This window comes from Stenotrophomonas sp. 22DLJC03 (assembly GCF_056861405.1).
The window spans coordinates 1-21,478 of the sequence record NZ_JBSPUG010000011.1 but is presented as its reverse complement, the minus strand read 5'-3'; the positions used below and the strand labels follow the sequence as shown (position 1 = coordinate 21,478).

At 66.0% G+C, this 21,478-nt stretch carries 15 protein-coding genes; 8 read left to right on the top strand and 7 right to left on the bottom strand.

Going from position 1 to position 21,478, the window contains the following annotated elements:
* The first annotated feature begins 2 nt into the window (after positions 1-2).
* The gene (gene cueR, locus AC13GA_RS20390) at positions 3-458 is read left to right on the top strand and encodes a Cu(I)-responsive transcriptional regulator (RefSeq protein WP_197619559.1); all 456 of its coding nucleotides are present in this window, start codon (positions 3-5) and stop codon (positions 456-458) included.
* A gap of 80 nt (positions 459-538) precedes the next feature.
* Here the strand turns inward: cueR and AC13GA_RS20385 are convergent, their stop codons facing one another.
* A complete protein-coding gene (locus AC13GA_RS20385) occupies positions 539-733 on the bottom strand; it encodes a heavy-metal-associated domain-containing protein (protein WP_012510895.1) in 195 nt (64 codons plus the stop codon).
* A 199-nt stretch (positions 734-932) separates the two neighbouring features.
* Entirely contained in the window at positions 933-4,010 is a 3,078-nt protein-coding gene (locus tag AC13GA_RS20380; RefSeq protein ID WP_482998840.1) for a TonB-dependent receptor, read from the bottom strand.
* Between the two features lie 1,041 nt (positions 4,011-5,051).
* Here AC13GA_RS20380 and AC13GA_RS20375 point away from each other — a divergent pair.
* The 6 genes from AC13GA_RS20375 (at position 5,052) to AC13GA_RS20350 (ending at position 14,958) form a co-directional block, all read left to right on the top strand.
* Positions 5,052-7,517 (top strand): GH92 family glycosyl hydrolase, encoded by a 2,466-nt coding sequence (locus tag AC13GA_RS20375; RefSeq protein WP_253079158.1) that lies wholly within the window; start codon positions 5,052-5,054, stop codon positions 7,515-7,517.
* A 96-nt stretch (positions 7,518-7,613) separates the two neighbouring features.
* Positions 7,614-8,663: a LacI family DNA-binding transcriptional regulator gene (locus AC13GA_RS20370; RefSeq protein ID WP_087922403.1), complete on the top strand. Its 1,050-nt coding sequence runs from the start codon at positions 7,614-7,616 to the stop codon at positions 8,661-8,663.
* A gap of 60 nt (positions 8,664-8,723) precedes the next feature.
* Positions 8,724-10,037: an L-fucose:H+ symporter permease gene (fucP, locus tag AC13GA_RS20365; protein ID WP_100468323.1), complete on the top strand. Its 1,314-nt coding sequence runs from the start codon at positions 8,724-8,726 to the stop codon at positions 10,035-10,037.
* 7 nt (positions 10,038-10,044) lie between these two features.
* On the top strand, positions 10,045-11,040 hold the full coding sequence (locus tag AC13GA_RS20360; protein ID WP_482998839.1) for a carbohydrate kinase family protein: 996 nt from the start codon (positions 10,045-10,047) through the stop codon (positions 11,038-11,040).
* Positions 11,037-12,263 carry an AGE family epimerase/isomerase gene (locus tag AC13GA_RS20355; protein WP_482998838.1) on the top strand — a complete coding sequence of 409 codons (1,227 nt, stop codon included), beginning with the start codon at positions 11,037-11,039 and terminating at the stop codon, positions 12,261-12,263. The genes AC13GA_RS20360 and AC13GA_RS20355 overlap by 4 nt, the downstream gene beginning before the upstream one ends.
* A 76-nt stretch (positions 12,264-12,339) precedes the next feature.
* Entirely contained in the window at positions 12,340-14,958 is a 2,619-nt protein-coding gene (locus AC13GA_RS20350) for a beta-mannosidase (RefSeq protein ID WP_482998837.1), read from the top strand.
* Between the two features lie 123 nt (positions 14,959-15,081).
* Here the strand turns inward: AC13GA_RS20350 and mtnC are convergent, their stop codons facing one another.
* From mtnC to AC13GA_RS20325, 5 genes are all read right to left on the bottom strand, one after another.
* Positions 15,082-15,777 carry an acireductone synthase gene (mtnC, locus tag AC13GA_RS20345; protein WP_482998836.1) on the bottom strand — a complete coding sequence of 232 codons (696 nt, stop codon included), beginning with the start codon at positions 15,775-15,777 and terminating at the stop codon, positions 15,082-15,084.
* 3 nt (positions 15,778-15,780) lie between these two features.
* On the bottom strand, positions 15,781-16,338 hold the full coding sequence (locus AC13GA_RS20340) for a 1,2-dihydroxy-3-keto-5-methylthiopentene dioxygenase (RefSeq protein WP_049467060.1): 558 nt from the start codon (positions 16,336-16,338) through the stop codon (positions 15,781-15,783).
* 92 nt (positions 16,339-16,430) lie between these two features.
* Complete coding sequence (locus AC13GA_RS20335) at positions 16,431-17,072, bottom strand: methylthioribulose 1-phosphate dehydratase (RefSeq protein ID WP_253079152.1); 642 nt, start codon at positions 17,070-17,072, stop codon at positions 16,431-16,433.
* 542 nt (positions 17,073-17,614) lie between these two features.
* Positions 17,615-19,042, bottom strand: a complete 1,428-nt coding sequence (locus tag AC13GA_RS20330; RefSeq protein WP_032128776.1) for an amino acid permease — start codon at positions 19,040-19,042, stop codon at positions 17,615-17,617.
* 82 nt (positions 19,043-19,124) lie between these two features.
* The gene (locus AC13GA_RS20325) at positions 19,125-20,600 is read right to left on the bottom strand and encodes an amino acid permease (protein WP_006363814.1); all 1,476 of its coding nucleotides are present in this window, start codon (positions 20,598-20,600) and stop codon (positions 19,125-19,127) included.
* A gap of 133 nt (positions 20,601-20,733) precedes the next feature.
* Between AC13GA_RS20325 and AC13GA_RS20320 the strand changes: the two genes are divergently transcribed.
* Entirely contained in the window at positions 20,734-21,348 is a 615-nt protein-coding gene (locus AC13GA_RS20320; RefSeq protein WP_482998835.1) for an NUDIX hydrolase, read from the top strand.
* Positions 21,349-21,478: the final 130 nt, after the last annotated feature.

Genomic DNA, 21,478 nt, shown 5'->3' with positions numbered 1-21,478 from the left:
GCATGAACATCGGTGAAGCCGCCAAGGCCTCCAGCGTTTCGGCGAAGATGATCCGCTACTACGAACAGATCGGCCTGATTCCCGCGGCAGATCGCACCGAGTCCGGCTACCGGGCGTATTCGCAGGCGGACATCCACCGCCTGCGTTTCATTCGCCGCGCGCGCGATCTCGGCTTCCAAGTCGCCGAGATCACTGACCTGCTGGGCCTGTGGAACGACACCTCGCGGCACAGTGCCGACGTCAAGCATCTTGCCGAACAGCACATCGCCGACCTGGAACAGCGTATCGAAAGCATGCGGCAGATGGCCGACACGCTGAAGTCGTTGATCAGCTGCTGTGCGGGCGATGAGCGCCCGGAATGCCCGATCCTGCAGCGGCTGGGCGAGGACGAAGAGACCCTGACACCGCCGGAGACCGCGAAGACCGGTGCGGTACGGCGCCGCACGCACAAGCACTGACCTGGCGTTGCATGCATGAAAAAACCCGCCCGGTGCAGCTGCACCGGGCGGGTTTTTCGTTGCAGGCGCAGGGTAGGGAATCAGGCCGTGCGCGGCGGGAAGCCGGCATCGGTCAGTGCCGCCACGATCTGTGATTCGCTGGCCGAGGTCTGCACCTGCACGCGACGGCTGGCCGGATCTGCCTGCACGCTGGCCTGCGGATCGACCAGCTCGATCGCCTTGGTCACGCTGCGTGCGCAGCCGCCGCAGGTCATGCCTTCAACGTGGAATTCCATCTGTAGCTCCTTCGGTGCTCTTGGGGTGGAGCCAGTGTGCACCTTCCAACATTGGCAGGGTCAAGCGCAGGGCTGAACCGAAGAAAAGCGCCAACAAAAACGGCAGCCACCTGTACCAGCGCGGCTGCCGTGGAGGACCGTCCCCGCCAGGGCGGGACGTGGGTTGCACCGGGGCGGGCCCGGGCAACCCGGTGTTGCCTTAGAACTTCCAGGTGGCGCCGAGGTACAGCTGGCGGCCTGCGTAGGTATTGGAGATCAGGCGTGCCTTGGTGTCGCTTCCCAGGTGCACGCGCTGTTCGGACTTGGTGGCATTGATCACCGAGGCGGTCAGGGTCCAGTCCGGGGTCAGGTTGTAGGCCACGTTCAGATCCAGCTGGTCATACGGCTCGGTGTAAACGGTGAGGCCGTTGTTGAGCCCGCCGACCACCTGGCCGCGACGGTTGAACGAGGCGCGCGCGAGGAACTTCTCGTTCTCGTAGAACACCGTCACGTTGGCCTGGTTCTTGGCGCTGCCGACCAGCGGCGAGGAGCCGATTTCCTGGCCGTCCAGAACAATGGAGGCCAGGTTGGTGTCGTTGTAGGTGTAGTTGGCCTGCACGCCGAAGCCGAAATCGAAGGTGTACTGGCCATACAGCTCGACGCCCTGCGAGACACCATCGCGGCCATTGGCCTGGGTCTCGTAGCGCTGCACGTTCACCGCTTCACCATTGATGACCATCGGCGTGTCGCGCACCACCGGCAGGGTGAAGTTGTCCACGTTCTTGCGGAACAGGCCGACGCCGGCGACCGCGCCCGGCTGGAAGTACCACTCCAGGCCCAGGTCGAACTGGGTGGCCTTGAACGGTTCCAGCTGCTTGTTGCTGCCCTGGCCAACCCAGCCTGCGGTCGACGCGCCACCGGCAACGCGGCGATCATTGACATACTCTTCGCTGTAATAGCTCAGTGCGCCCGGTGCTGCGATGTCGGTGTAGCCGGGGCGGGCGATCACCTTCGACGCGGCACCACGCAGCACCAGCGTATCGGTGATGTCCCAGGCGATGTTGAAGCTCGGCAGCACGTCGGTGTAGGTACGGTCCACGCCGATCAGGCTGTAGGTCTTGCTCTGCGCCAGGTCGTGCGGCAGGCGCACGAAGCCGCTCTCGCAGCTGTAGGTCGGGTAGGCCGCGGCGGCCGGATCGGTGCACGCCATCGGTGCGCCGGAGGCGTTGTCCAGGAAGTAGTCGTTGAACTTCTCGATCGAGTCGGAGGACTGCGCGAACTGCTTGGTGCGCACCACGCGCACGCCGACATTGCCGCGCAGGCGTTCGGTACGGAAGTTGGCCTGGAAGTAGCCCGAGTAGATCTTCTCGTTGACGTTGTAGACGAAGTCTTCCTCGGTACGGTTGTGCGAACCGCCGTAGGTCTTGTTCAGGTAGTCGATGTAGGCCGGGTAGTTGATGCCCGGGAACACGTTGGCATTGAAGCCGCCGGCAATGTTGCTGATCGGATTGGACAGGAAGAAGCCGGGCTGCGCGTCGCCGGCAGTCGGATCGCAGCCACTCTGGTAGCGGCTGTTGTCATAGTCGGCCGGGTCGCGGCCGGGGCACACCCAGTAGGTGTTGCCGGTATTGCGATGGACCTTGCCGTCACGGTATTTGGCACCGAACTGGATCGAGTCCAGCCAGCCCGACTCGAACAGCTTGGTCACGTCAGCCTGGAAGTAGTTCTGCTTGACCTCGGTGCGCTTCCACGACGAATCGGTCGAGCCGGTGTCGACTTCGGCGATGCCGTTCATCAGCTGCTGCTGCAGGTCGGGCGAGAAGGTGGCCGACGGCGTGCCGGTCAGGTCCCATGCGCTGTACAGGTTGCCCGACAGGTAATCGTTGCCGACCTTGCGCCGCGGCTTGGCCGACATGCGGAAGTTCATCGACGGACCACCTTCGGACCAGGTACGGCCGCCGGTGAACGAGGCCTTCCACAGCGGGCTGATATCCCAGTCGATGGTCAGGTCAGCGGTCTGCGACAGCGCCTTTTCCTTGCTGTAGCCACCGGTCAGCTGCGGCGTCGGAACCGTGCAGTCGTCCGGGCCCCAGCCACCGGGCTTGAGACCCGCGGCCTTGGCCTGGTCTTCGCTGCAGTAGTAGGTCTTTCCAGCCAGCTTTTCGAACTGGGCGCCGGTAACGGTGTTGCCGCTGGGGTCGAAATCCAGGCCGTTGAGCAGGCGGCCGCCGGCCCAGTTTCCATCACCGTTGAAGCGGGCCATGCTCCATTCCGGAATCTTCAGCATGTTCTGGGTGTAATCACCCTGCAGCTCGAAGCGGAAGTAGTTGGCCGTCATCGTGACGTTGTCGACCGGCTTGAACTGGAAGGTCAGCTGGCCGCCCTTGCGCTCGCGCTTTTCTTCCTTGACGGCGAAGTTGACCGAGGTCGGCATGAAGAAATCGCTGTAGTTGCCGCCGGTCTGGTTGTTGAAACCGGACTTGCCCCACCAGTAGTGGATGCCATCCTGCGCCTGCACGTTGCCATAGGCATCGCGCGCCTTGCCGGCGCCATACCACTGGTAGTCCTCGGTGCTGGCTTCCATGGTGCGGGTGGTGCGCTTCTGCTGCGTCACGCCGATCAGCACGCCGAAACGCTCGTCCTTGCTGTGCCACGAATACAGGGCTGAGGCCTGCGGGTCGATATCGTGGTGGGTATCGGAGGAGGTGCCCTCGAGCGTGACGAAGCCCGAGTTGGATTCCATGTCCAGTGGACGCCGCGTGTGCAGGATGACCGTGCCGCCGATGCCGCCTTCGTCGATGCGGGCTTCCGGCGACTTGAACAGCTCTGCGCTGGACAGCATGTTCGACGGCAGCAGGGTGTAGTTGAACGACCGGGTGGCTTCGTCGTTGGTTTCCGACGTGGCCACGTAGTTGCCGTTCAACTGGGTCAGGGTCAGGTCCGGCGCAAGGCCGCGCACGCTGACGCTCTTGCCTTCGCCACCGCTGCGGGTGATGACTACGCCGGGCACGCGCTGCAACGCGTCGGCGACGTTCTTGTCGGGGAACTTGCCGACATCTTCTGCGGTGATCACTTCGACCACGGCGTTGGCGTCGCGCTTCTGTGACAGGCTCTTCTCGATGGCGTAGCGGTAGCCGGTGACCTGGACGCTGTCCAGGTTGGTGGCCTCCTGCGAGCCGGTGGAGGTGGCCTGCTGCGCGGCGGCGCCAGCCGGAATGACGGCGGCGGCCAAGGCCAGCGCGATGGCCAACGCCAGTGCGTCCTGACCATGCGTACGTGTTGAATGCTTCATTCCCATCTCTCCCTCTCTCCTGGATTGATCCGGTGACGTGGCACGGACAACTTGAATCGATCTAATTTGAAGTGACATTGTCGCTATTGCCATGCAGTGGCAGTAGCACCGTGCGCGTGGCCTGGTACGTCCTGTTGCTGCTCCCCCAACTCCCGGCCATCGCAGTGTCGCTCTTGGATCGATCTAAGCGATGGGCGGGCGTTTTTTAGCATGGGTCGCCCGCGGGCGCATGCTGCTCCGCAATATGGTACTGGCGTGGCGAAGGGATGACGGTTTGCTGAAAACAGTGAAATCGTTTTCGTGCGCAGGGGGAGGGTGGGTCGGCAGGGCTGCTCCCTGCACCTGCTGTGAGCCAGGGCAACAGCCAAAGCCAAAGCCAAAGCGGCTCTGGGTCGTCTTTGTGTTGGGCGTGGCGGTGTCGGATTGCGGGGACGCCGTAAACCCGTCCATGGGTGCTTGGCCGCGGCATCCATGCCGCGGACACCCCGCAATCCGACACCGCCCGCCTTCGACAGTTTCCCGGTGACGGTTGGATTGATCCTGGAACGACATGGGGTCGTGGGGTCAGATCCGTTTTCCTTTGGAAAACGGATCTGACCCCGATTGATTTCGTTATCTGTCAGAGATTGATCGACGCATGGCGTGGATCTACCGCAGATCGCGGAGATCTGTCGAAGGCGGGGTGGGTCCGGTTGCGGGGGCGTGAGCCGCATGGATGCGGCGACCGAGCCTACATGGACGTATTTACGGCGTCCCCCGCAACCGGACCCACCCCGCCATCCCACGGACAGCCGGCTTTTGCTGTTGCTTAGGCTTCGGCTTCGGCAGGTGCAGGGCGCAGCCCTGCCGAACACCCTCTCTCATGCTGCGCCGCAGAATGCATTCGGCTGAACCTGCATGCTCTACTTGAATCGATCTAAATTCACGGTCTGGTGGGTCGGGCGTCATTCCAGGGGGAGCTCTCTGCAGGTCAGGGCAGGGCTCAGCGGAACGGTGTCGGAAGGCTCCGGCCGTCTGCCTCCGCGTCATCGACTACAGGAACCCGACATGCGTCCAGTGCCGTCCGCTCCAGCCGTCCCATTGTCCACGCGCCCGCTGGTGCGCCTGGCCTGCCTGCTCGCACTGTCGGCGGCGCCGATGCTGCTGCAGGCGGCGCCGGCTGCGCTGGAGCGCGAGGTCAACACCTTCATCGGCAGCAAGGACGATGGCAACACGTTCCCGGGCGCATCGGCGCCGTTCGGCCTGATCCAGGTCAGCCCGATCGGCAGCCACTATTCGGGCTGGCGCTACGACGACGAGAAGATCCGCGGTTTCGGCCACTCCTTCATCTCCGGCGCCGGCTGCTGGGAGCAGGGCGGCCAGGTGTCGGTTCTGCCGGTCACGGGCTCGATCGGTCCGGGCGGCGATTTCGATACTGGCAATGCGAAGAAGTTTGACCATAAAGCCTACGCCGCGTCGTACACCCATGACGGCGAGATCGGCCAAGCGGGCTATTACAAGGTGCGGCTGACCAGCTACGGCGGCATTGATGCGGAGGCGACTGCACGTACGCGTGCTGCGGCCGAGCGCTACACCTTCAGCCAGCGCAGTGGCGATGGCCACGTGCTGGTCAACGTCGGCCAGGCCAACGAGCGCCATTCGGTGATCGGCAGCGTGGTCGACGTGGTCGGCGACCGCGTGGTCGAAGGCAAGCTGGTCACCAAGAGCTTCTGTGGCGGGCACCAGTACACCACCTGGTTCCGCATCGAGTTCGACCGTCCGTTCAAGGCGCATGGCACCTGGGGCGAGGGCGGTGGCCTGCCCGGCGCGCGCCACAGCATGGAAGGCGAGCAGAAGCCGAACGGTGCCTGGCTCAGCTTCGATCTCGGCAAGGGCCAGTCGGTGACAGCGGTCAGCGCGATCTCGCACGTGGATGCCGAAGGCGCGCGCACCAACCTGCGCGCGGAGGGAATGCAGGGTGGGGCGCTGCTCGGCTTCGACCGCATGCGCGCGCTGTCCCAGCAGTCGTGGCGTGAGCAGCTGGGGCGGGTACGTGTGCAGGGCGGTACGGCCGATGACCGCACCGTGTTCTACAGCGCGGCCTACCACGCGCTGCTGCAGCCGATGACCGGCAATGATGCCGACGGCCGCTATCGCGGCTATGACGATGGCATCCACCGTGCCGATGGCTGGACCTACTACGAGTACTTCTCGCTGTGGGATACCTACCGCGCGCAGAACCAGTGGCTGGCGCTGACCCGCCCGGACGTGGCGCGGGACATCGGCCGCACCCTGCTGGCGATCGACGAGCAGGGTGGCTGGCTGCCGCGCTGGGGCTATGCCAACTTCGAGACCAACATCATGACCGGCGATCCGGTCACGCCGTTCATGGTCGATCTTTGGCGCTTCGGTGCGCTCAAGGGCCGTGAATCGCAGGCGTGGGATGCGCTGCGTCGCAATGCGTTCGGTACGCCGCCGCTGAACTCGCGCATGGCCGGTCGCTCCGGCAACCCGACCTACCTGGACAAGGGCTACGTGGTCTACGACCGCGCGTTCCCGTCCAAGGGCATGGACGTCGATCCGCACCACGGCGGCTCGGCCACGTTGGAATATGCGCTGGCCGACTGCGCGCTTTCGCAGATGGCCGATGGGCTTGGCCATGCGCAGGACGCGGCGACGTTGCGTGAGCGCGGCCGCAACTGGCGCAAGGTGTGGGATCCGCAGGTGCGTGACGCCGAGACCGGCTTCACCGGTTTCCCGCGCCCGCGTACCGAAGATGGCCAGTGGTACACGCCGGCCGATGGCCACTACAGCCCGCGCTCGCACCACGGTTTCCATGAAGGCACGGCATGGCAGTACCAGTGGCTGGCGCAGCAGGACGTGCCGGGCCTGGTCGAAGCGATGGACGGCCGCGAACAGGCCGGCCGCCGCCTCGATGCATTCTTCGCGATGGACGCGCTGCAGGCCGATCCGCTCAATGCCGCGCGCAAGGAGTGGGTGGTCGGGCCGTACAGCTATTACAACCAGTTCCGCTACAACCCGAACAACGAGCCCGACCTCCACTCGCCTTGGCTGTACACGCTGATCGGCCAGCCGTGGAAGACCGCCGCCGTGGTGCGCGCCGCCCAGCAGCTGTTCACCAATGCACCGAATGGCGTGACCGGCAACGATGACCTCGGCACGATGTCGGCCTGGTACCTGTTCAGTGCCATCGGCGTGTACCCGGCGGTGCCGGGCAGTGGCCAGTTCCTGCTGCACACGCCGCGCTTCAGCAAGGTGGAGGTGGACATGGGCAATGGCCGCACCCTGCGCATCGATGCGCCGGGCGCCGATGGCCGCCGCCTGCAGTACGTGCAGGGCGTGCAGGTCGATGGCCAGGCGCATGCACCGGTGTGGCTGGACTGGAACCGCCTGCAGCAGGGCCCGCGCCTGCAGTTCGCGCTCGATGCGAAGGCGCCGGAGCAGGGCTGGGGCACGGCGGTGAAGGACCTGCCGGTATCCTGGTGCGCGGCACCGGGCAGCCAGCTGCGCTGAGACGGACTGTGCCGTTCGCGGTCACCCAGCGAACGGCACGGCACGACAGGGCCCTGATCCATTAGGCTTGAGCATCCAGCGGAGTCCGGGAAGACGATGAACGACAACGGCAGCAGTCCCAGCAAGCGCGCCGGCAAGGCGGTGACGGTGACCGACATCGCGCGTGCCATCGGCGTGTCACGGGCAACCGTGTCGCTGGTGCTGCGCGGCAGCCCGCTGGTCAACGTTGATACCCGCGCCAAGGTCGAGGCCGAACTGCGCCGCCAACGCTATGTCTACAACCGCGCCGCTGCCAACCTGCGCCGGCGGACCTCGTCGAGCATCGCGCTGGTGATCAACGATCTGTCCAACCCGTTCTTCGCCGAATTCGCTTCGGGCGTGGACGAGGCGCTGGGCGGGCGCGGCTACGTGACCCTGCTGGGCAGCACGGGTGAATCGCCGGAGCGCCAGCAGGCGGTGCTTTCGACACTGATGGAACACACCCCGGCCGGCCTGATCCTGTCGCCGGCCGAAGGCAGTGACACCGCGCAGCTGCGCCAGGCGCTGGGTGCCAATGCCAACGTGCTGCTGTTCAACCGCGAACTGGAGGGGGCCGACTGGGACTTCCTGACCCTGGACAACCAGCACGGCGCCTACCTGGCCACGCGCCACTTGATCGAGCGCGGCCATCGCCAGATCGCCTTCTTCGGTGGCCACGCGGCATCCAGTTCGTGCCATCAGCGCCGCGCCGGTTTCCAGCAGGCGCTGGCCGAGGCTGGGCTGTCGTTGCCGCCGGGTTGGATGATCGAGTCGGCGCCGAACCGCCTGGAAGCTGCGGCGCGCACCGATGAGCTGTTTGCCGACGGCCATCGGCCGAGTGCAGCGGTCTGCTACAACGACACCGTCGCGCTGGGCTTGATGCTGGGCTTGAATTCGCGTGGCATCCGCCCGGGCGGCGACTTTGCCGTTACCGGTTTCGATGATATTTCCGAAGCGTCGGTGGCGGTGCCGCCGTTGACCACGCTCACCGCTGACCCGCGCGAGCGGGGCCGGCAGGCTGCCGCGCTGCTGCTGCAACGACTGGACGAACCGGACGCGCCGCCACGGCGCACGGTCGCGCCGGTGCAGCTGCGCATCCGCGAAAGCAGTGCCGCAAGACCGAACTGATTCCTTCCATACACCCCTTCCACGCAACAACGACCTTCCGCGCATCGAGGCGCGTACCGCATGCCGATCTCCGCAACGCCCCGTCCATCGGGTTCTTCGGGCAACGCACCCGCCGTCACCAACGGCAAGGCGCTGGCCGTGGTCACCACGATCTTCTTCATGTGGGGCTTCCTGACCTGCCTCAATGACATCCTGATCCCGCACCTGAAGGCGGTGTTCGAGCTGAACTATGCCAAGGCGATGCTGGTGCAGTTCACCTTCTTCGGCACCTATTTCCTGATGTCGCTGCCGGCAGGTCGCCTGGTGGCGGCGCTGGGCTACAAGAAGGGCATCGTGGCCGGCCTGGTGATTGCTGGTATCGGCGCGCTGGGCTTCTGGCCAGCGGCCGAGCTGCGCGTGTACGGCGCCTTCCTGGGCGCGCTGTTCGTGCTGGCCACCGGCATTACCGTGCTGCAGGTCGCTGCCAATCCCTACGTCGCACTGTTGGGCCCGGAGCAGACCAGCTCCAGCCGCCTGACCCTGGCGCAAGCGCTGAACTCGCTGGGCACGGCCATTGCGCCGATCTTCGGCGGCATGCTGATCCTGTCCAACACAGTCAAGAGCGCCGATGAACTGAGCGCGCTGCCGGCCGCCGAGCAGCTGGCCTACCGCGCCGCCGAGGCGCAGGCTGTGCAGGGCCCGTACGTGGGTCTGGCAGTGGCGCTGGTGCTGCTGGCGTTGTTCGTGTTCCTGTTCCGCCTGCCGGCGCTGAGCGACGCCACCGAGCAGGCCGACCAGGGCCACCACCACAGCTATCTGGATGCGCTGCGCAAGCGCCACCTGTTGCTGGGTGTGCTGGGCATCTTCTTCTACGTCGGCGCCGAAGTGTCGATCGGCAGCTTCCTGGTCAACTACTTGTCGATGCCGAGCATCGGCGGCTTCAGCGAGCAGGAAGCCACCCACTACGTGTCGGCCTACTGGACGATGGCGATGATCGGCCGCTTTGCGGGCTCGGCGCTGCTGGCGCGCTTCTCGCCGAGCCGCCTGCTGGCGATCTTCGCGCTGGTCAACGTGGCGCTGCTGGCCACGACCATGCTGACCTCCGGCAGCGTTGCGCTGTACTCGGTGGTGGCGATCGGCCTGTTCAACTCGATCATGTTCCCGACCATCTTCGCGCTGAGCATCGAGCGCCTGGGCCCGCTGACCAACAAGGGTTCCAGCCTGCTGATCATGGCCATCGTCGGCGGCGCCGTGGTGCCGTACCTGCAGGGCGTGCTGGCCGACCACATCGGCGTGCAGGCCAGCTTCATCCTGCCGCTGCTGTGCTACGGCTACATCATTTTCTACGGACTGGTCGGCGCGCGTACGCCGGCTTCCGCAACGCAGGGAGGCTGAGTCCGGAATGGGTGCCATTGTCTGCTTCGGCGAAATTTTGATCGATCTACTAGCGCAGCCGCCGGCCTCGGCCGACACGCCGCGCGCGTTCCTGCAGTACGCCGGCGGTGCGCCGGCCAACGTCGCGGTAGCGGCTGCGCGGCTGGGCGCGAAGACCCAGTTCGTCGGCATGCTGGGACGTGACATGTTCGGCGACTTCCTCGCCGACAGCCTGGTCGAGCACGGCGTGGGCACGGATTACATCGTGCGCACCGACGCGGCCAAGACCGCGCTGGCCTTCGTCGCGCTGGATGCCAGCGGCGAGCGCAGCTTCAGCTTCTACCGCCCGCCGGCGGCCGACCTGCTGTTCCGTGACAGCGACTTCCAGGCCGCGTGCTTCGACGGCACACAGTGCTTCCACGTGTGCTCCAACAGCCTGACCGAGTCGGCCATCGCCGAAGCGACCTTCGCCGGGATGGACCGCGCCCGCGCCGCCGGTGCGGTGGTCAGCCTGGACCTCAACCTGCGTCCGGCCCTGTGGCCGGCGAACGAGGATCCGACGCCGCGCCTGTGGCAGGCGCTGGAACGTGCCGACCTGGTCAAGCTGTCGCGCGAGGAACTGGACTACCTGGCAGCACCGCTCGGCGATAACGGCGAGGCGCTGGTGCTGCGTCGCCTGCTGGCCGCGCAGGCGCGCTGGGTGATCGTCACCGATGGTGCGGCCACTCTGCACTGGTACACCCGTGACAACCACGGCATGGTCACCAGCTTCCGCGTAGCTACGGTCGACACCACGGCGGCCGGTGATGCCTTCGTCGGCGGCGTGCTGGTCGGCCTGCTGCAGCGCGGTGGGGCGGGCGCGGGTTTCGCCGCGTTCTGCCAGGACCCGGACGCGATCGCCGCCACGCTGCGCTTCGGCGCCGCCGTGGGTGCGCTGGCGGTTACCCGCAAGGGCGCGTTCGCCGCGATGCCCTCGCTCGATGAAGTGCAGCAGCTGCTGCAGGCACAGGACATTACTGCATGAACATCCCGCCCGATTTCCGTTCGCCCGCGTTCCTGCGCGCGCATATCGCCGACACGATGGCGTTCTACCATCCGCGCTGCATCGATCCGAACGGTGGCTTCTTCCACTACTTCCGCGATGACGGCAGCATCTACGATGCCAGCCACCGCCACCTGGTGAGCAGTACCCGTTTCGTCTTCAACTACGCGATGGCCTACCGTGAGTTCGGCAATGCCGAGTACAGGGAGGCCGTCGAGCATGGCGTGCGCTACCTGCGCGAGGTGCACCGCAACCCGGCCACCGGCGGCTATGCCTGGACCCTGCGCGACGGCAAGGTCGAGGACGAGATGAACCACTGCTACGGCGTGGCCTTCGTGCTGCTGGCCTACAGCTGCGCACTGAAGGCCGGTGTCGAGCAGGCCCGCGAGTGGATGGACGAGACCTGGCAGCTGCTGGAAGCGCGCTTCTGGGAGCCGCAGCACGGCCTGTACAAGGACGAGGCTGACGGCCAGTGGAACTTCACCGGCTACCGCGGCCAGAATGCCAACATGCACATGTGCGAGGCGATGCTGGCGGCGTTCGAGGCCAGTGGCGAGCAGCGCTATGTCGAGCGCGCGCTGCAACTGGCCGACAACATGACCCGCCGCCAGGCCGCCAAGGCCGGTGGCCTGGTCTGGGAACATTACGATGTGAACTGGGAAATCGACTGGGACTACAACCTGGACGACCCCAAGCACCTGTTCCGCCCGTGGGGCTTCCAGCCCGGCCATCAGACCGAGTGGGCCAAGCTGCTGCTGATCCTCGATCGTCACGTGCAGGCCGACTGGCTGGTGCCGACCGCGCAGCACCTGTTCGACGTCGCCGTCGCACGCAGCTGGGACGACGCCCGGGGCGGCCTGTACTACGGCTTCGCTCCCGAATCGCGCCGCCAGCCCGGCATGGATGGCGCGCCGATCGGCGGCGACAGCTTCGTCTGCGACGACGACAAGTACTTCTGGGTGCAGGCCGAAACGCTGGCCACCGCCGCGCTGATGGCCAAGCGTACCGGCGACGACCGCTACTGGCAGTGGTACGAGCGCATCTGGGCGTACTCCTGGGAGCACTTCGTCGATCACCAGTACGGCGCCTGGTTCCGCATCCTCGATGCCGACAACCGCAAGTACAGCGACGAGAAGAGCCCGGCCGGCAAGGTGGATTACCACACCATGGGTGCGTGCTACGAAGTGTTGAACGTCGTGCGTTGAGGCGCGTAGCGCCGTACGCATGATGAATCGGAATCGGTAGCGCCGGGCCGCGCCCGGCGGAAAACAGGAGCATCACGTGCATCGCATTTCCCTCGTTGTCCGTCTGCTCCTGCTGCTGATTGCAGCCATTTCCTTCCCGTTGGCTGCAGCCCCGCTGCAGGCGCAGTGGGAATTCCGCATGCTGCCCGGCGACGCCCAGGGTGGAGCCCACCCGGGCCTGCAGCAATGGCGGGCCGCGAAGGTGCCGGGCAGCGTGCACACCGACCTGCTGGCGCATGGGCTGATCCGCGATCCGTACGTCGGTGCACCCGAGGCCGAGCTGCAATGGATCGGCCTGGCCGATTGGGAATACCGCGCCCGCTTCGACGTGGACGCGGCGACGCTGGCCAAGCCCAATGCCGAGCTGCGCTTCGATGGGCTGGACACCTATGCCGAAGTCAGGCTCAACGGCAAGCCGCTGCTGCGCGCGGACAATGCGCACCGTACCTGGCGAGCGCGCGTGGAGGGACGCCTGCGCGCCAAGGACAATGAACTGCAGATCGTATTCCGTTCACCGATCCGCACCCTGCTGCCGGGTGTGCGGGCGATGCCGCACAAGATTGCTGGTAACTATCCTTCACCCTATGGTGATGAGCCCAAAGACGCGATGGTCGGCAACTTCGCGCGCAAGCCGGCCTATCACTTCGGCTGGGACTGGGGCCCGCGCTATGTCACCGCCGGCGTCTGGCGCGGGGTCGAACTGCAGGCCTGGGACGCGCACCGCCTGACCGATCTGGCGGTGCGTACCGATGCATTGAGCGCGGAGCAGGCGAAGCTGGCGGTGCTGCTGCAGGTGGAGCAGGGCAGCGCTGCCGGTTCTGCGGTGGTCAATGTCGATGTGCGCGATCCGCAGGGACGCAGCGTGGCCCAGGTGCAACGCACGGTGCTGCTGAAGCCCGGCCAGAACACGGTTGAGCTGCCGGTTGAGCTGGCCACGCCGCGACGCTGGTGGCCGGTGGGCCATGGTGCGCAGGACCGCTATACGGTGCAGGCTCGCCTGGACGGTGGCGCCGATGCAACACTGGCGCGCGAGCAGCGCATCGGCCTGCGCACGGTTGAACTGCGCCGCGAGGAAGACGGCAAGGGCGGGCAGGGCTTCGCTTTCGTCATCAATGGCGTGCCCATCTTCGCCAAGGGCGCCAACGTGATTCCGTTCGATGCCTTCCCCGCACGTGTCGATGCCGCACGACTGCGCCAGGTGCTGACCGCCGCGCGCGACGCCAACATGAACATGCTGCGCAACTGGGGCGGCGGCTACTACGAGGAAGATGCGTTCTTCGACATCGCCGATGAGCTGGGCCTGCTGGTCTGGCAGGACTTCATGTTCGGCGGCGGCATGCAGCCGGGCTACGATCCGGCCTTCCGTGCCAGCGTGGTGGCCGAGGCGCGCGACAACGTGCGCCGGCTGCGCCATCACCCCAGCATCGTGCTGTGGTGTGGCAACAACGAGGAAGAAACCGCCTGGAAGGACTGGGGCCACGGCCGCGACCTGAAGGCGGCCGACCCGGCATTTGCGGCGAAGGTCTGGCAGGGCTATGTCGACCTGTTCGGCAATGATCTGCGCCAGGTAGTGGGTGAGGAAGGGCTGGGCGTGCCGTATTGGTCCAGCTCGCCCAGCAACGATCTGGATGAAAAGGCGAACGATTCCACCCGCGGCGACAAGCACTACTGGCAGGTCTGGGGCAATCCGGCACTGCCGGTGCAGGCCTACCTGCGTGAGACCCCGCGCTTCATGTCCGAATATGGACTGCAGGCATGGCCGTCGGTGGCGACGGTGGACCAGATCGCCACCCGCGCCGAACAGCGCATCGACAGCCCCGTGATCCGCGCGCACCAGAAGTTCATGGCGGGCGAAGGCAACAGCCGCTTGCTGCACTACATTGAATTGGGCTATGGCACGCCGAAAGACTTCGAGGACTTCGTCTACCTGAGCCAGGTGATGCAGGCCGATGGCATCGCACTGGCGGCGCTGCACCATCGCGCCTCGCGGCCGTACACGATGGGCTCGCTGTACTGGCAGCTCAACGACGTCTGGCCAGGTGCTTCATGGTCCAGCGTGGACTACTTCGGTCGCTGGAAGGCGCTGCACTTCGCCGCGCGGCGCTTCTTCGCGCCGGTCACGCTGGCGGCATTGCGTGATGAGGGCAGTACGCGGGTGCGCCTGCTCAATGACGGGGCCGCGCTGGATGCGCGCTGGCGGCTGCGGGTGATGGACGTGGACGGCAAGGTGCTGCGCCGTCGCGAGGAAGCGGTGACGCTGGCCGCTGCCGGTGTCACCTCGATCGGTGATTTCCGCGATGCCGAATTGTTGGCCGGTACCGACCCCAAGCGCACCGTGGCGGTGTTCGAGCTGCTGCAGAACGGGGCGGTGAGTGCCCGCCAGGTGGTCGGATTCGTCGAAGCCAAGGACCAGATCCTGCCGCGGCAGAAGCTCAAGGCCAGCCTGTCCATTGAAGGCGACCACTATCGTCTGCGATTGGAAAGCGCGGCCTACGTGCGTTCGGCGTGGATCGACTTTGGTGCATTGGACGTGCAGGTGGAAGACAACCTGCTCGACCTGCTGCCCGGCGAAACCCGCGACATTGCGGTTCGCGGCCCGGTGGATCTGGCTGCCCTGCGCGAAGCGCTGGAGGTGAAGACCCTCAACGACCGTTGAGGGGTATTCCGCTTTGGTAGGTGCCAACCTTGGTTGGCACACCCGAAGCATGCCAACCAAGGTTGGCATCTACCAGAAGCGGAGTCGGGTAGGTGCGGACCGTTGGTCCGGACACCTTCCTGCTTATAGCAGTATCTGCTGGAAATTCTCGACGCGCTCGTGGCCGTTGGCGGCCTGGCCGGTGCGCGGCAGCGGGTAGTCATCCAGGCGATCGATCAGGCGGGTCTGCAGGCCGGCGTCTCGGGCGGCGTCCAGTTCCTCGACCACATCTGACAGGAACAGGATCTCGCCGGCCGGCACGCCAATGGCCTGCACGATGCGGCGGTAGCTGTCGGCCTCACGCTTGCCGCCGATTTCGGTGTCGAACCAGCCCGACACCAGCGGACTGAGGTCACCGGCATCGCTGAAGCCGAAGAACAGCTTCTGCGCCGGCACCGAGCCGGAGGAATACACGTACAGCGGCAGGCCGGAGGCGTGCCAGCCCTTCAGCACCGGCGCCACTTCCGGGTAGAAGTGCGCGGTGTAGTCGCCGCGACGGTAGCCTTCGTCCCAGATCAGGCCCTGCAGCGCCTTCAGTGCGGTGTGCTTGCGGTCCTGGTCGATCCAGCCCTGCAGCGTCTCGGCCACCAGGCTGTGCTGGCAGGCGCCGCCGATCTCGGTAGCCACCGCATCCAGCCAGCGGCGCACCTCCGGCTGCTGGCCGTGTTCGGCGACGAACGCGGGCAAGGCCTTGCGGGCATAGGGGAACAGCACGTTCTTGACGAACGAGATGCTGCTGGTGGTGCCTTCGATATCGGTCAGGATGACGCGGGGCTGCATGGATCAGGACGCCTGGGTCGGAATGTAACGGGGGAATTTCTGCGCGATGTCGGTGCCGGTGAAGTGACCGACCCAGCCATCCGGCTCGGTGAAGAAGCGGATCGCCACGAAGCTGGGCTCATCGCCCATGTCGAACCAGTGGGTGGTGCCATCGGGTACGGCGATCAGGTCGTCCTTCACGCACTCGATCTCGTAGACCTTGTCGCCCACGTGCAGGGTGAACAGGCCGGAGCCTGCGACGAAGAAGCGCACCTCGTCTTCCTTGTGGAAGTGTTCGTCGAGGAACTTCTTGCGCAGCTCGGCGCGGTTCGGGTTGTCCGGGGCGATCGAGGCCACGTCCACGCTCTTGAAGCCACGCTCGGCGACCAGTCGATCGATGTCGGCGCGGTAAGCGGCGAACACCTCATCCTGACTGGCGCCCGGCGCGACCGGCGCGGTGGCCTGCCAGCGTTCGAAGGTGACGCCGATCTTCTGCAGTTCGGCAGCGATGACCGCGCCGTCCTGGGTGTCCAGCAGCGGCGATTCGGGGCGGGTGTCGTCGTAGATGCGCAGTCGGCTCATGGCGGCAGCTTGAACGTCTCGGGGGGAAGACAGGGTAGCAGGGTGGGCACGAGGTGCAGATTCCGGATCGGCATCTGCACCTGCGCGCGGGTTCAGCCGCGCAGTCTGCGCAGCTCCAGCTCGCAATGCAGCAGGAACTCGAAGGCTTCCATGTGCCGGCGCGCTTCGGCCATGTCGCGGCCCCAGGCATACAGGCCGTGGCCGTCGATCAGGTACCCCCACAGGTTCTGCCGGTCGAGCAGGTCATCGACCTGCTTCGAAAGCACGTTCATGTCCTGGGTGTTGGCGAACACCGGAATATCGATGGCCATCTCATGGGTGCTGTTGCCGGCGAAGGCCTTCAGCAGCTCGTAGCCTTCGACCCGGATGTGGCCCTGCGGCGCGTACAGGCGCGAGGCGATGGTCTGCACCGGCGAGTGGGTGTGCAGTACGCAGCCGATCTCGGGAAAGCGACGATACAACTGGGTGTGCAGCAGCGTCTCGGCAGACGGGCGCAGCGGACGGCCGACGGCCTGGCCGTCGAAGTCCACCACCATGATGTCGTCCTCGATCAGGCGACCCTTGTCCTTGCCGGAGACGGTGATCGCGGCGTGGCGGTCGTCCAGGCGGTGGGAGAAGTTGCTGCTGGTGGCCGGGGTCCAGCCGGCGTGGGCCAGTTCGCGGACGTTGTCGATCAGCAGCTGGGCCAGTTCGCTCAGGCGCGCGGTGTCGTACGGGAAGGTGGGGGCGTTCATGCCGTCGATTTTACTGGATTCGGCCAACGGCTGAGCCCCTCGTGGCGGGTCGTGTAGAGCGGTTCATGGGCGGGGCGGGGCGGGGCGGGTGGGCCGTGCAGGGGACGCTGCAAGTACGTCCCTGTAGGCTCGATGGCGCCATCCATGGCGCCAACGCCCCTGCACGGCCCACCCGCCCCGCCTCTGACAGGTCCCGGCGTGCGGCCAGCCACGGAGTGAAGAAGGAAAAGCGAAAAGCGGGTCGCTTCGCTGCGCTTGCTCGGAGCGGCGCATGGCTCCGCTCTACAACAGATTCGTTCCGATACATTCGTTTCCCGGAACGCTTCATCCACGCATGGCGTGGATCCACCGGATGCGCCGGGAGACTGTCATGGGCGGGGAGGCATGGGTTCGCGGGGGTATCCGCGCCATGGATGGCGCGGCTAAGCCTCCATGGACGGATTCACGGCGTCCCCCGCGAACCCATGCCTCCCCGCCAAACCCTTAGCCCAGCTGTTGCCGTTGCTCCGGGCGGGTGCAGGGCCGCAGGCCCTGCAATCCCCTCACTTACCCCGCAGACGGCTGTGCCTGAAGCCGTAGCAGAAATAGATCACGAAGCCGACGAACGTCCACACGCCCATCAGCATCCAGTTGTGCATCGTCATCGCCGACAGCAGGGCAAGGCAACTCAGTACGCCCAGGCTGCAGATCAGCCACGCCATCGGCATGCGGAACGGACGTGGCAGGTCCGGCTGGGTGCGGCGCAGGATCAGCACGCCCGCGCACACCGCTGCGAACGCGATCAGCGTGCCCATCGAGGTCAGTTCACCGAGGATGTCCAGCGGGAACAGCGCCGCCAGCAGGGCGATGCCGATGCCGGTGATCACGGTGTTGATGTGCGGGGTGCGGTACTTCGGGTGGATCTTGGTGAACACCGGCGGCAGCAGGCCGTCGCGGCCCATGATCATGAAGATGCGCGGCTGGCCGATGATCATCACCAGCACCACCGAGGACAGGCCCACCAGGGCGCCTACCTCGACCACCCAGCGCAACCAGCCCAGCTGCGGATGCGCGGCCACCGCGGTCACCACCGGCTCGTCGGTGCCCAGCAGCTGGAACGGCACCAGGCCGGTCATCACTGCGGCCATCGCGATGTACAGCACGGTGCAGATCACCAGCGACAGCATCATGCCGAACGGCATGTCGCGCTGCGGGTTCTTCGACTCCTGCGCCGCCACCGATACCGCCTCGAAACCGATGTAGGCGAAGAACACCATCGCCGCACCACGCAGCACGCCTTCCATGCCGTACTTGCCGGGGCCTTCGTTGGCGGGGATGAACGGGGTCCAGTTGCTGGTGTCCACGTACTTCCAGCCCACCACGATGACCAGCACGATCAGGCCGGTCTTGAGCACGACCATCGCCATGTTCATCGCCGAGGACTTGCTGATGCCGACGTAGCACAGCCAGGTCAGCAGCAGCACCAGTGCGGCGGCGGGCAGGTTGGCGATCGCGCCGGTCGGGCGCAGCTGCGCGTCGAGTGGCGCGCTGACCAGCGCCGCCGGTAGATGGATGTCGAATTGGCTGAGCAGGCTGAGGAAGTAGCCGGTCCAGCTGACCGCGACCGCCGAGGCGGAGACGCCGTATTCGAGCACCAGCATCCAGCCGATGAACCAGGCAGAGAGTTCGCCGAAGGTGGCGTAGGTATAGGTGTAGGCGCTGCCGGAGACGGGCACCATCGAGGCGAATTCGGCATAGGCCAGCGCGCAGAAGGCGCAGCAGATCGCGGCCAGCACGAAAGACAGCATGATGGCCGGGCCGGCGTGGTTGGCGGCGGCCTGGCCGGTGATGACGAAAATGCCGCCGCCGATCACCGCGCCGATGCCGAGGGCGGTCAGGCCCCACGGGCCGAGGTGGCGGCGCAGGCTCAGGCCGTTGGCGTCTTCATGGGCGGCATGCGGGTGCTTGGTGGCCCACAGTTGCTTGAACATGTGTGGTGGTCTTGTCGAAGCGCGCCGCAATGGGCGCGCGGGGAAAACGGACGGGCCGGCGCAGGGCCGGCCCGTAGGCGGATCAGGAGGACTTGGCCAGCTTGCTGTTGCGGATGCCGTAGCCCAGGTAGATCAGCAGGCCGAGCAGGGTCCAGCCAACGAACAGGTGCCAATGCACCACGAACGCCTGCCAGAACAGGAACAGGCAGGTGGCCGCGCCGAGCGGGCAGATGATCCACACCGCCGGCACGCGGAACGGGCGGTGCAGGTCCGGCTTGGAATAGCGCAGCACCAGCACCCCGATGCAGACCGTGGCGAAGGCCAGCAGGGTACCCATCGACACCAGTTCGCCCAGCACGTTCAGCGGCACCAGGCCGGCCAGTGCGGCGGCGATCACGCCGACCACGATGGTGGCGACGTACGGGGTGCGGAAGCGGGCATGGACCTTGCCGAAGAACTTCGGCAGCAGGCCGTCGCGGGAGATGGTGTAGGCGATGCGGGTCTGGCCCATCATCATCACCAGCACTACCGAGGACAGGCCGGCGATGGCACCGATCTCGACCAGCGTCTTCAGCCAGGCCAGGGTCGGGTAGGGCTCCAGCGCGGTGGCTACCGGCTTGTCGGTGCCCAGCAGGTGGTACGGCATCATGCCGGTCAGAACCGCGCAGACGATGATGTAGACAATGGTGCATACCGCCAGCGAGCCGAGCAGGCCGATCGGCATGTTGCGCTGCGGGTCCTTGGTTTCGCCGGCGGCGGTGGAGACCGCATCGAAGCCGATGTAGGCGAAGAACACGATCGTTGCCGCACGGAACACGCCGCTCCAGCCGAACTCACCCGCCACGCCGGTGTTTTCCGGGATGAACGGTTGCCAGTTGGCCGGATCGATGTGGGCCGCGCCGATGCCGATGAACAGGCAGATGACGGTGACCTTGATCGCCACGATGATCGCGTTGACGAAGGCCGACTGGGTCACGCCCACGTACAGCAGGCCGGACACCGCCGCGACGATCAGCACCGCCGGCAGGTTGAACAGCTTGCCCGAGGCGATGAACTCGCTGCCGGTCCAGGCAATGGGAGCTGCGCTGAGCGCATCCGGGAACGGCATGTGCAACGTGGTGGTGATGAAGCTGATCAGGTACGCCGACCAGCCCACCGCGACCGAGGCCGAGGCGAACAGGTACTCCAGCACCAGGCACCAGCCGATGAACCAAGCCATGCCCTCGCCGAGGGTGGCATAGGAATAGGAGTAGGCACTGCCGGAGACCGGCATCATCGCTGCGAACTCGGCGTAGCACAGGCCCGCCAGGGCGCACGCGAAACCGGCGATGACGAACGACAGCATGACCGCGGGGCCGGCGTGGTTGGCCGCAGCCTGGCCGGTCAGCACGAAGATGCCTGCGCCGATCACCGCACCCACGCCAAGCAGGATGAGGTGTTTAGCCGTGAGGGTCCGTTTCAACGTGGCTTCGCCGTCCAGGCTGCCTTCGATGGGTTCGCCAGCATCGACGTGCCCGGCCGGTTCAACCGGCTTGACCCTCAACAGAGCTTTCAGCATGCAGTACTTCCTAGTGATCGGATTGGGTGGGCCGCCGATACGTTGCCGGCAACCCTGGAATGGTGAAGGCCGCGCGAACGGCCCGCTGTACCTTAGCCAAAGCTGAAGCCAACGCACAAGCGCAATCGCAACAATGAACGGCGATAATGAGCAGTATTTTTCCAAACGCCGCCCATTCATGAGCCAGACCGCCGAAACCCTTGCCGTGCTTGACGATCGCCTGCGTGGCCTGCTGCGGGACTATGCCCGCCGCGAGCCCGCCCACGACGCACTGGCTGCCGAATTCGGCATATTGCTGGACGATCCGGAAGATCCGTTCCGTCGTGAACGGCTGGCTGGCCACTTCACCGCCAGCTGCTGGCTGGTCAGCGCCGACGGTCAGCGCCTGTTGCTGACCCACCACCGCAAGCTGCAGCGCTGGCTGCAGTTGGGCGGCCACGCCGACGGCGACCGCGACCTGGCCCAGGTGGCGCTGAAGGAAGCCGAGGAGGAGTCGGGCCTGAGCGGCCTGGTGCTGGAAGATCCGGCCATCTTCGATATCGACAAGCATTGGATTCCGGAGCGCAAGGACGTGCCAGGGCACTGGCACTACGACGTGCGTTTCGTGATCCGGGCGCTGGGTGGCGAGGTCTTCGTGCTCAGCGAGGAGTCACTCGACCTGGCCTGGCGGCCGGTCGATGAGGTCGCGGTCGATCCGGAATCGGATGAATCCATGCAGCGCATGGCGCGCCGCTGGTTGGCGCGCTAGCAACCTGTAGAGCCGAGCCGATGCTCGGCTCAATGCGGGCCGGAACCGCAGCCGAGCATGGGCTCGGCTCTTATCTCTTGCGACTCTGGCACCTTAGGTGCCGAGAGCCCGGCGCGGGCGACCGTTCGGC